We start from the raw sequence: 9,864 nt of genomic DNA, 5'->3' as shown, positions 1-9,864 counted from the left end.
TTGGTCCAGGCATAGTACGGAACGCCCGGTCGCACAGCCGGTGGTGCGGGGTGGGCGGCCCGTGGTCGGTGCGCATGCCGTGGACATGCGGGACGGGCGCGTGGGGGAGGTCCTGGGGCACGTCGGCGGCGACGTAGGGCCGCGGCCGGTCGGTGGCGGCCGGTCGGTGGGGGCCGGGAGTGGGGCTGCCGAAGGGGTCGGTGGCCGACGCGCGGCCGGAGGAACTGATGCGGGCCCGACTGCGCAGGACCAACCACGAGAGCGTACGGGGCTAGTGGCTAGTCCGGGGCCACGATGCGTTCGACCGCCGCCGCCACCAGCTCGTCGCGCTCGGTCGGGGTGAAGACGTCCGGCAGGGTGAGCTGCTCGACGATCAGCCAGTTCAGGGCGAGGTAGAGCAGCTTGACGGCCATCGCGTCGCCGGGGAGGCCGGATGCCTCGTGGTACGAGACGTTGGCGGCGACGTCGGCGCGGATGCGCTCGGTCAGGACCGCGCGCAGTTCGGGGCGGCGGGTGGCCTCCAGGCGGAGTTCCAGCAGCGCGAGGTAGCCGGTGCGGAACGAGGCGATGCGGTCGACCAGTTCGCGCATCAGGACGACGTAGGTGTCCCGGTCGCGGCCGGCCGTGCGCTGGCGGGCGATGGTGGCCTCGTCGGGGTGGAGCCGCTCGTAGACGCGGGCGCCGGCCTGGGTGAGCAGGTCGTCGCGGTTGGCGAAGTAGTTGGACGCGGTGCCGCCCGGGACGGCGGCCTTCGTGTCCACGGCGCGGAAGGTCAGGCCCCGGGCGCCCTGTTCGGCCAGTACCTCGATCGCGGCGTCCACGAGGGCGGCGCGACGTTCGTCGTTCCGTCTCACCATGGTGAAAACACTCCAGGTGTAGTACTACAACTGAACCACTTTGGGCATAGTACTACGCGGGAGGGGGACTCAGATGCCGCCCATCGGCTCGATGTCCACCCGGACCGGCGTGCCCCACACCCTCAGCACCTCGTAGTCCGTGAACTCGTGGACGAGCCGGTACGCCATGGCGGCGCGGGGCGCGCGCAGTTGGGCCGCGATGTACAGCTCGGCCTCGCGGCGGTCGCGGCGCGGGGTGCCGCACAGCTGCCACGCCTGGCCGTTCCACAGCTCGGGCAGCCAGCGCTGCTGGGGCTGCGGCCGCTCGCCCCGCATCCCGTACCGGGACTGGACCGGCTCGGTGTGCCGGGCGGGGAGCGGGCCGCCGTTGTACTCGGTGCGGCGGGCGGTGCGGCGGCGGGTCTCGCACAGCAGGCACAGGTCGGGGGCGGCCTTGTCGACCGGGCCGTTCGGGTGTTCCGGGCAGCGGGTGCTGGGGGCCGTCGTCGAGACGCTCTCCTCCAGCTGGTCCATCGCGCGCTTGAGGTCCGCGCGGACCTCGTGCAGCTTGGCGTCCGGCGTGTCGGCGGTCAGGGCCTCGCCGTGCTCACCGAGGAGACGCAGGGCGCGGCCCAGGGCGGTCAGCTGGGCGTGGTTCATGCTCCCCAGAGTCGCACACGGCACGGTCGGCGCCGTCGCCCAAGCCGAAGAAGTACGTCGCCGCGAAGCCGACCACGTACCCGGTGAGCAAACCGCCGCCGTACACCCCCGCCGTCGCCGCCCAGCCTCCGCCGCCCGCGAGGAGCGGGAACAGTGCCCAGCCCGACGGGCCGATCGCCGTCGCCCCCACGCCGGTGCCGAGCATCGCGAACAGACCGACGAATGCGCCGCCCGCCGCCCCGCCCACGCAGGCGGTGAGGAAGGGGCGGCCGAGGGGGAGGGAGACGCCGTAGATCAGGGGTTCGCCGACGCCGAGCAGGCCGGCCGGGAGCGCCGATCTGATCGTCGTACGGAGGGTGGTGTCGTGGCGCAGGCGGACGTAGACCGCCGCTGCCGCGCCGACCTGGCCGGCGCCCGCCATGGCCAGAATGGGGAGCAGGACCGTGTGGCCCTGCTGCTCGATGAGGGTGGTGTGGATGGGGATGAGGGCCTGGTGGAGGCCCAGCATCACCAAGGGGAGGAAGAGGCCGCCGAGGATCAGGCCGGCCAGGGCGCCCGTCGTCGTCAGGAGCCAGTCGGCCGCCGCGCCGATGGCGGTGGCGACCTCGCCGGCCGCGTACATGAGGACGTAGAGGGTGACCAGGCCGGAGACCAGGACCGTCAGGGTCGGGGTGAGCAGGACGTCCAGGGTGCCGGGGAGGCGGGCGCGGCACCACTTCTCGACCTGGCAGCCCAGCAGTGCCGCCGCCAGTGCGCCCAGGACCCCGCCCTGGCCGGGGGCGAGCGCGGCGCCGAACGCGGTCACCTTCGCCACGCCCGGGTAGACGACGACGGCGGCGACCGCGCCGCCCAGCACGGGCGTGCCGCCGAACTCCTTCGCGGTGTTGTGGCCGACGAACACCGCGATCAGCGCCATGAAGGCGGAGGAGAGGGCGGCCAGGGCGGGCGTGATGCCGGGGAGCCATCCCAGGTTTGTCAGCAGGCCCGCGATGCCCGCGAGGATCCCGCAGCCGATCAGGGCCGGGATGAGCGGGACGAAGATGTTCGCGACGCGACGCAGTGCCGTCTTCAGCGGGGTCGCGTTGCGGCGCTTCTGCCGCGCCTTCAGCGCGGCGCCGCGCAGGGCGAGGGCGTCCGCCGTGCCGCGGGGAGTGCGCGGTGGGTCGGCGAGGGCGTCCGCCATGCCGCCTCGACCGTCCACCGGGCCGGCGGGAGCGTCCGCCGAGCCTGCGGGAGCGTCCGCCGAGCCTGCGGGAGTGTCCGCCGCGCCGGCGGCGCCGGCCGCCAGCAGCGCCTCGAACGCCTCCGCCACCCGGCCGACCACCCCCGGCCCCAGCACCACCTGGTACGAGTCGCCGTCCTCGACCACCCCGAGCACGCCGGGCAGCGTGCGCAGCGCCGCGTCCGCCACCCGGGTGCGGTCGGCCAGGCCCAGGCGCAGGCGGGTCATGCAGTGGGCGACGGAGATGACGTTCGCGGCGCCGCCGACCAGGGGGAGCAGCGCGGCGGCCGTGGCGGCGGGGTCCTTGTGGGATTCCTTGTGCACTCCCCGAGCGTGCGGTCAGCCCTTCGCCGCCGCCAGCGCGGCGCGCAGGTGGCCGCCGGAGTCCTCCAGAAGGCGGGCGGCCGCCGGGCCGTCCACATCGGCCAGCAGGGTCAGGATCGCGTGCTTGACCTCGCCGTCCGTGGCGGTCAGAGCGCACTCGATCTCGTCGTCGGCGGCACCGGTGGCGAGCGCGACGATGCGGCGCGAGCGGGCGCGCAGCTTCTCGTTGGAGGCGCGGACGTCCACCATGAGGTTCCCGTACGTCTTGCCGAGGCGGATCATCGTGATCGTCGACAGCATGTTCAGGACCAGCTTCTGCGCCGTACCGGCCTTCAGGCGGGTGGAGCCGGTGATCAGCTCGGGTCCGGTGACGACCTCGATGCCGTGCTCGGCGGCGGCGGCCAGGGCGCTGCCGCTGTTGCACGCCAGCCCGACGGTCAGGGCCCCCCGCGCGCGGGCGTGCTCGACGGCGCCGACGGCGTACGGCGTGCGGCCGGAGGCGGAGACGCCGACCACCGCGTCGTCCGTGGTCAGGGCCAGGGCGTCCAGGTCGGCGCGGGCCAGCTCGGCCGAGTCCTCGGCGCCCTCGACGGAGGTGACCATGGCGTCCGGGCCGCCCGCGATGAGGCCGACCACCTGCCCCGGGGCGGTGTTGAAGGTGGGCGGGCATTCGGAGGCGTCCAGCACGCCGAGGCGGCCGGCCGTGCCGGCGCCCGCGTAGACCAGCCGTCCGCCGCGCGCCATCCGGGCCGCGATGGCGTCGACGGCGGCGGCGATCTCGGGCAGCCGCTCGGCGACGGCGGCGGGCACGGCGGTGTCCTCGCCGTTCATGACGCGCGCGATGTCGAGGGTGGGCATCCGGTCGATCTCGGCCAGCTCGGGCCGGAACGCCTCGGTGGTCAACGTCTCCAACTGGGAACGGACGTCGGGGTGGTGGGGGGTTGAGGTCATGAGAAGCCGCTCTTTTCAACTTCGGTGCCTGTGATTGACCAGGGGCGCGGGACTGTATCGATATGCGGCTCCGCCGCGTGGGCGCGATCAGCCACGGACTGCCCGCAGTCGCCGACGACGAACACTCCCTACGGTCTCCCGCGCGACCCATGCCGATGAGCCAACGCCTCATAGGACGCCGCCAAAGCCGGCGCAGCCGATTCGTACGTCCGCTGCGCCACCCCCACGAACAGGCAGTCCACCACCAGCAGCTGACTGGTCCGCGACGACATCGCCGCCGGCCGCAGCTCGCTCTCCCGCGACGTGGACGTGGTCAGCACGTGGTCCGCGTACTGCGTGACGGGGCTGTCGGGCCGGCCGGTGACGGCGACGGTCGTCGCGCCGCGTTCGAAGGCGGCCCGCAGTGGCTCGATCACGTCCCCGGTCGAACCGGAGTGCGTGATCGCGATGGCGACGTCCCCGGCCCGCAACTGCACCGCGTTGGTGACGGCGAGGTGCGGATCGCCGGGCGCGTGGGCTATCAGCCCTATGCGCAGCAGCTTCTGGGTGAGGTCCTGGGCGACCAGCCCGGACGCGCCGATGCCGTACACGTCGGTGCGGCGGGCGGCGGCCAGTGCGGCGACGGCCGCGCCCAGCTGGACGGTGTCCAGGGCGGCGGCGGTGTCGGCGAGGGTCTGCTGCTCGTCGTAGGCCAGCTTGGCGACGACGTCGGCGATCGGGTCGTCGACCGCGATGTCGGTCGTGATGGCGGGCGCGCGGCCGGACTGCTGCTGGGCGGCGAGTCCGGCGAGCGCGAGTCGCAGGTCGCGGTAGCCGGGGTAGCCGAGCAGCCGGGCGGTGCGCACCACGGTGGCCTCGCTGGTGCCGGTCAGCTCGGCGAGGCCGGTGACCGTGAGGGCCGCGCAGCCGGCGGGGTCGCCCGCGACGGCCTCGGCGACCCGCTGCATGGAACGGGTCATCGACGGCGCCAGCGTGCGCACCTTGGCCGCGAGGGCGGCGGGCGCGGGCGGGGCGCCGCCGCTTCCGGCGCCCCGGCGGCCACCGGTCGTACCGGTCGCACTGCTGCCGCCGCCCGCGCTGCCGAAAGTTTCCTTCACTTCATCGGTCACTCATGAAAGATATTTTCGTTTCGGTCCGCGGGTCAAGAGTGCGCACAATGGGTGCATGGACCCCATCAGCCCCCTGGAGCAGGCGCTGCACGCCGCGCGCGCCCTCGTGCTCGCCGACCTGGTGGCCGGCCAGGTCGCCGAGCCGGACGTCGTGTCGCTGGTCGAGGAGTCCGTCGTACAGCGGCGCTGGTGGGTCGAGCAGTGGCCCGAGGGCGCGGAGTTCGTGGCCGGGCTGGTCGCGCAGGACGTGCAGGACGCCCTGCTGGAGCGGTACGGCCGCTGGCCGCTGTGCCCGGTGTGCGGCTCGGGCGACCCGCACGCGCTGGACGTCGAGCCCGAACTGGGCCCCGACCCGCACTGGGTGTGCGGCAAGGCGGGCGTCAAGGTCGCGGCGGTCGGCTCGCTGGGCGCGGCCATCGGCGGTCCGCGGACGTGACGAGGGCGACCCGGTGACCGTCTACATCGACCCGCCGGCCTGGCCGGGGCACGGCCGGATGTGGTCGCACCTCGTCAGCGACGTCTCCTACGCCGAGCTGCACGCGTTCGCCGAGGCCCTGGGCGTGCCGCGCCGCGCCTTCGAACGCGACCACTACGACATCCCCGCCCAGCGGTACGCCGAGGCCGTGTCCGCCGGGGCGCTGGAGGTCAGCAGCCGCGAGGTGGTGCGGCTGCTGCACGGGGCGGGGCTGCGCCGGCGCAAGGGCTCCGCTCAGCCGCGCGGGCCCCGCAGTTCGTAGGCGAGTTGCTCCTCGTCCCCGGCGACCCGGGTGAATCCGGCGCGGACGAGCACGGCCTGGGAGGCGAGGTTGGCGTGCTCGGTCGTCGCGAACACCGACGTCACCTCCTCGCGGGCGAGCGCCCACGCGGACAGTGCCCGCAGGGCCTCGGTGGCGTAGCCGCAGCCGCGGGCGGCCTCGGCCACGTCGTAGCCGATCTCCACCCGGCCGTCCTCGTCCGGCGCCCCGTGGAAACCCATGCCGCCGACCGCGCGCCCGTCCAGGTGGCGCACGAGTACGAACACGCCCCACTCCGGGCGGTGCACACCCGCCTCGTACGCCTTCAGCAGCATTCCGGCGGCGTCCCGCGTGCCCTGGAAGGGACCGCTCTCGACCCACTCGAAGCCCCCGTCGCCGCCCGCGGCCAGGTCGGTGGCGGCGGCGGGCGTGACGCCCTGGAGGGTGAGGCGCTCGGCCTCGATCACCAGGTTGTTGCGCCAGCGCCACCCGGTGACCGGTGCGCGTCCGGGCAGTTCGCCGCGGCCGGTGGCCCACAGCAGGGTGCGCCAGGGGTCGGCGCCGGGCTGGACGTGCGGGAAGATCCGGGCGAGGACGCCCGCGCACAGCTCGGCGGGCGGCTCATGGGTCAGCCCGAGGCCCTCGGCGATGTCGTGCGTGTGCGCGAGGACCTCGGTGATCCCCATGGCGGCGAAGCCCTCGCGGTTCGCGCTGCGGAAGGGGTACGGGTGGAAGGCGCGGACCTCACGCGGGGTGGTGCGGACGGTGGCGGCGAGCAGTGCGCCGGTCGTCTCGACGACGTGCAGGACGCCCTCGTTGTCCGTGCCGTCGTCGAGGGTGATCTCGAAGGGGACGTAGGCCTCGGTGGCGCGTCCGGCGAGCTGGCCCGCGTAGGCGATGAGGTCGCTCGCGATGTGCTCCGCCGTGTACCGGCAGCTCCACTCCAGCCGCCCGGCCCGGACCGTCTCCCAGTCCCGGCCCGTCGCCGTCCGCAGCAGCGCGACGGCGCCCGCCACGGCCTCTTCCACCTGTTCCCCGCCCATGCTCCGCATGCCGGGCAGGCTACGGTGCCGGGCTGTCCCCGAGCGACAGCATTTCCAGCTCACCGGTGAGGTTGTGGCGGGCGGTCGCCTCCCACTCGCGGCGGCCGTGCGGGGTGTGGAACAGCCGGGGGAGGCCGAGGAGTTGGCGGAGGACGGCGGCCCGGCCCTCGCGGAAGGCGTCGTGGGGGACGAAGTGGTACTCCTGCCGTACGGCCGCCGTGTACGCCGCGTACGCCGCCGGCGGCGAGGCGAGAATCGCCAGATCGGCGTCGCACAGCACCTGCCCGTCCCGGTCGTCGCCGGCCGGGGCGTGGGTGACGGTGAGGCGGACCAGCCGGGCCACCTCGGCGGTCTTCTCCGCCGGGACGCCGGCCTCGGGCAGCGCGCGCTCGGCGAGACGGGCCGAGCGCTCCTCGTTCTCGGAGCGCTCGGGAAGGTAGACGGCGTCGTGGAACCAGGCGGCGAGGCGCACCACGTCCGGGTCGTCGGCGTACTCCTCCAGCTCGTCGACGCGGTCCAGCACCGCCGCCAGGTGCGCGAGCGTGTGGTACCGCCGCTGGGGCTCCTGCCAGCGGACGAGCAGGTTGTCGGCGTACGGCGCCGGGTCGGGGCGGCCGGAACCGGGCGCGGCGGCTCGGTCCAGGGCGCGGGCGAAACGGGAGCGCAGAGCGTCGAGGTCGGCCATGGGCTCATTGTTCCAGCGGGTGTGTCTCTCGCTCGGGTGATAACTTCTCACCAAATCTGGAAGCTGTAGTGGCGCAGGCGCGAAGAGGCACCGAGAGGTTGCGGACCATGACGGACACGCGCACGAAGACCCCGCGCGAGCGCTACCGCGCCCAGGTGCGCGCGGAGATCAAGGAACACGCGTGGGAGCAGATCGCCACGGCGGGCGCGTCCGCGCTCTCGCTCAACGCGATCGCCAAGCGGATGGGCATGAGCGGCCCCGCGCTCTACCGGTACTTCGCCGGCCGCGACGAGCTGATCACCGAGCTCGTCCGGGACGCCTACCGGAGCCTCGCCGACACCTTCCGGGCGGCCGCCGGGGCCGGTGCCGGCCTGGCCGGGCCGGCGCACGCCCTGCGCGCATGGGCCCTCGACGACCCCCACCGCTACTTCCTCGTCTTCGGCACCCCCGTCCCGGGCTACCGCGCCCCCGACGACGTCACCGGGATCGCCGCCGAGACCATGGCGGTCATCCTCGACGCCTGCGCCGCGCTGCCCTCGGACCGCCCCACCACATCGTTCGGCACGCACATCGAGGGCCACCGGCAGTGGGCGGACGGCCACCCCGCCCCGCCCGCCGCCGTCCACCGCGCCCTGACCGTCTGGACCCGGCTGCACGGCGTCCTGTCCCTGGAACTCGCGGGCCACTTCACCGGCATGGAGTTCGACCCCGCCCTGCTCTACGCCGCCGAACTGGACGACCTGCTCGAACGCTGACCGGGAGCCGCACCGGGCCCTACCGTGGAGCCCATGACGACTCCTGCTGACGTGCACGACGTACGCGACCCCGAGGTGCCCGGGCGGCTCCTGGCCGTCGAACGCGACGAACTGGTGCCGCTGCTGCGGTCCCGGGCGGACGGGGACTTCGCGCTGCCGGTGGCCGCGTGTCCGGGCTGGACCGTGCGGGACGTGCTGGCGCACTGCTCCAGCGCGCTGCTCCGGGTGGTGGAGAACCGCTTCGAGGACGGTGTCTTCTCTCCCGCCTCCAACGACCGCGACATCGCCGAACGCGCCGACTGGACGAACGCCCGGATCCTCGACGAACTGGAGCGCGGCATGACCGAGGCCGGTCCGGTGATCGGCCGCGCGGGCGGTGCCCTGGACGCGATCGCGCTGGGCGAGTGGGTGCACGCGGGTGATGTGCGGGTGGCCCTCGGCGAGCCGGGGGCCTACACGGGGCGCGGGCTGCCGGACGCCCTCGCGCTGCTCGGCACGCTCACCCGCGACCGCGCTCACATGCCGCTGCACGCCGACCTCGACGACGTGGACGAGCCGCTGAAGCTGGGCGAGGTGAGTGGTGAGCGGCCGCCGGGACGGTTCATCGGGGACGCCGCCACCCTCGTACGGCTGTACGCGGGGCGGCCCGTGGACGACGCGGCCGGGTACGAGCTGGCCGGGGTGGAGGCGGGAGAGCTGAATCTCTTCGGCGGCTGAGCGGGGGTGAGTGGGAGCCCTGGCCGGCTGTCTGGGCGTAGTCTTGGATTGGACTAGACCTGTAGCAGGCCGACGAATGGGGTCCCATGAGCAAGCGTGCAGTCCTGGAGGTGATCGCCCTCGACGTCGAGGACGCGGTCGCCGCCCAGGCCGGAGGCGCGGATCGCCTCGAACTGGTCACCGACATGGCGGCCGACGGACTCACCCCGTCGGCCGCTACCGTCGCCGCGATCCGCGCCGTCGTCGACATCGACGTACGGGTGATGCTGCGGCTCGCGGACGGGTTCGCCGCCGGGGACGTCGAGCGGCTGGCACGGGTCGCCGCGGAGATGCGGGAGGCCGGGGCCACGCAGTTCGTGCTCGGGTTCCTCGACGCGGACGGTGACGTGGACCTGGGCGCGGTGGAGCGGGTCGCGGGCGCGCTGGACGGGTGCCGGTGGACGTTCCACCGCGCGATCGACCGCGCCTCGAACCGGGACGCCCTGCGCAAGCAGCTCGCGGACTTCCCGGGCCTGGACACGTATCTGACGGCCGGGTCGGCCGGCGGGGTGGACGACGGGCTGCCGCTGCTGCTCGCCGAGGCGCGACGGCGGGGCGAGCCCGGGTACGAGCAGCAGCTGCTGGTCGGCGGCGGCCTGCGGCTGGACCACGTACCCGGGCTGCTGGACGCGGGGATCGACGGATTCCACATCGGCGGCGCGGCGAGGCCCTCCGGGTGGGACGGGCCGGTGTCGGCGGCGGCGGTGGGGGAGTGGCGGCGGGTGCTGGGGCACTGAGCGCTGCTTGAGCGACAAGCCGCGTCGCCACTCGCGGGGGTGGGTCGCGCGG

At 74.3% G+C, this 9,864-nt stretch carries 12 protein-coding genes and 1 pseudogene; 5 read left to right on the top strand and 8 right to left on the bottom strand.

Annotated elements, in window-relative coordinates; all coding sequences use genetic code 11:
• The 6 genes and pseudogenes from EBH09_RS38945 to EBH09_RS16020 form a co-directional block, all read right to left on the bottom strand.
• Positions 1-253 (bottom strand): annotated as a pseudogene (locus EBH09_RS38945) (hypothetical protein); the annotation flags it as partial.
• 25 nt (positions 254-278) lie between these two features.
• Positions 279-857, bottom strand: coding sequence for a TetR/AcrR family transcriptional regulator (locus EBH09_RS16040; protein WP_121747674.1), 579 nt, complete (start codon positions 855-857; stop codon positions 279-281).
• A 69-nt stretch (positions 858-926) separates the two neighbouring features.
• The gene (locus EBH09_RS16035) at positions 927-1,496 is read right to left on the bottom strand and encodes a hypothetical protein (RefSeq protein WP_121747673.1); all 570 of its coding nucleotides are present in this window, start codon (positions 1,494-1,496) and stop codon (positions 927-929) included.
• Positions 1,444-3,042 carry a PTS transporter subunit EIIC gene (locus EBH09_RS16030; protein WP_121747672.1) on the bottom strand — a complete coding sequence of 533 codons (1,599 nt, stop codon included), beginning with the start codon at positions 3,040-3,042 and terminating at the stop codon, positions 1,444-1,446. Before EBH09_RS16030 ends, EBH09_RS16035 begins: the two co-directional genes overlap by 53 nt.
• Before the next feature lie 15 nt (positions 3,043-3,057).
• Positions 3,058-3,993 carry an N-acetylmuramic acid 6-phosphate etherase gene (murQ, locus tag EBH09_RS16025; protein ID WP_121747671.1) on the bottom strand — a complete coding sequence of 312 codons (936 nt, stop codon included), beginning with the start codon at positions 3,991-3,993 and terminating at the stop codon, positions 3,058-3,060.
• 128 nt (positions 3,994-4,121) lie between these two features.
• Complete coding sequence (locus tag EBH09_RS16020; RefSeq protein WP_121747670.1) at positions 4,122-5,102, bottom strand: MurR/RpiR family transcriptional regulator; 981 nt, start codon at positions 5,100-5,102, stop codon at positions 4,122-4,124.
• Positions 5,103-5,157: 55 nt separating this feature from the next.
• Here EBH09_RS16020 and EBH09_RS16015 point away from each other — a divergent pair, with 55 nt between their 5' ends.
• On the top strand, positions 5,158-5,538 hold the full coding sequence (locus tag EBH09_RS16015) for a hypothetical protein (protein WP_121747669.1): 381 nt from the start codon (positions 5,158-5,160) through the stop codon (positions 5,536-5,538).
• 13 nt (positions 5,539-5,551) lie between these two features.
• Positions 5,552-5,839, top strand: coding sequence for a DUF4031 domain-containing protein (locus tag EBH09_RS16010; RefSeq protein ID WP_121747668.1), 288 nt, complete (start codon positions 5,552-5,554; stop codon positions 5,837-5,839).
• On the opposite strand, the gene EBH09_RS16005 is transcribed toward EBH09_RS16010, so the two are convergent.
• Positions 5,812-6,888, bottom strand: a complete 1,077-nt coding sequence (locus EBH09_RS16005; protein WP_121747667.1) for a GNAT family N-acetyltransferase — start codon at positions 6,886-6,888, stop codon at positions 5,812-5,814. The two genes, EBH09_RS16010 and EBH09_RS16005, sit on opposite strands and share 28 nt — an antisense overlap.
• Before the next feature lie 10 nt (positions 6,889-6,898).
• The gene (locus EBH09_RS16000) at positions 6,899-7,564 is read right to left on the bottom strand and encodes a hypothetical protein (RefSeq protein ID WP_121747666.1); all 666 of its coding nucleotides are present in this window, start codon (positions 7,562-7,564) and stop codon (positions 6,899-6,901) included.
• A gap of 107 nt (positions 7,565-7,671) precedes the next feature.
• Here EBH09_RS16000 and EBH09_RS15995 point away from each other — a divergent pair, with 107 nt between their 5' ends.
• From EBH09_RS15995 to EBH09_RS15985, 3 genes are all read left to right on the top strand, one after another.
• Positions 7,672-8,319 carry a TetR/AcrR family transcriptional regulator gene (locus EBH09_RS15995; protein WP_121747665.1) on the top strand — a complete coding sequence of 216 codons (648 nt, stop codon included), beginning with the start codon at positions 7,672-7,674 and terminating at the stop codon, positions 8,317-8,319.
• Between the two features lie 33 nt (positions 8,320-8,352).
• Positions 8,353-9,036: a maleylpyruvate isomerase family mycothiol-dependent enzyme gene (locus tag EBH09_RS15990; RefSeq protein WP_121747664.1), complete on the top strand. Its 684-nt coding sequence runs from the start codon at positions 8,353-8,355 to the stop codon at positions 9,034-9,036.
• Positions 9,037-9,122: 86 nt separating this feature from the next.
• Positions 9,123-9,812: a copper homeostasis protein CutC gene (locus EBH09_RS15985; RefSeq protein WP_121747663.1), complete on the top strand. Its 690-nt coding sequence runs from the start codon at positions 9,123-9,125 to the stop codon at positions 9,810-9,812.
• The last annotated feature ends 52 nt before the right edge of the window (positions 9,813-9,864 follow it).

The organism is Streptomyces sp. E2N166 (assembly GCF_003671715.1).
Classification (GTDB): Bacteria; Actinomycetota; Actinomycetes; order Streptomycetales; family Streptomycetaceae; genus Streptomyces; species Streptomyces thinghirensis.
This window is presented reverse-complemented; position numbering and strand designations above follow the sequence as displayed.

What these genes read in the sequence shown, in the direction of transcription:
- EBH09_RS15985 (WP_121747663.1), top strand. Translation starts at nt 9,123, where the DNA reads ATGAGCAAGCGTGCAGTCCTGGAGGTGATCGCCCTCGACGTCGAGGAC.
- murQ (WP_121747671.1), bottom strand. Translation starts at nt 3,993, where the DNA reads ATGACCTCAACCCCCCACCACCCCGACGTCCGTTCCCAGTTGGAGACG.
- EBH09_RS16035 (WP_121747673.1), bottom strand. Translation starts at nt 1,496, where the DNA reads ATGAACCACGCCCAGCTGACCGCCCTGGGCCGCGCCCTGCGTCTCCTC.
- EBH09_RS16040 (WP_121747674.1), bottom strand. Translation starts at nt 857, where the DNA reads ATGGTGAGACGGAACGACGAACGTCGCGCCGCCCTCGTGGACGCCGCG.
- EBH09_RS16000 (WP_121747666.1), bottom strand. Translation starts at nt 7,564, where the DNA reads ATGGCCGACCTCGACGCTCTGCGCTCCCGTTTCGCCCGCGCCCTGGAC.
- EBH09_RS15990 (WP_121747664.1), top strand. Translation starts at nt 8,353, where the DNA reads ATGACGACTCCTGCTGACGTGCACGACGTACGCGACCCCGAGGTGCCC.
- EBH09_RS16015 (WP_121747669.1), top strand. Translation starts at nt 5,158, where the DNA reads ATGGACCCCATCAGCCCCCTGGAGCAGGCGCTGCACGCCGCGCGCGCC.
- EBH09_RS16005 (WP_121747667.1), bottom strand. Translation starts at nt 6,888, where the DNA reads ATGCGGAGCATGGGCGGGGAACAGGTGGAAGAGGCCGTGGCGGGCGCC.
- EBH09_RS15995 (WP_121747665.1), top strand. Translation starts at nt 7,672, where the DNA reads ATGACGGACACGCGCACGAAGACCCCGCGCGAGCGCTACCGCGCCCAG.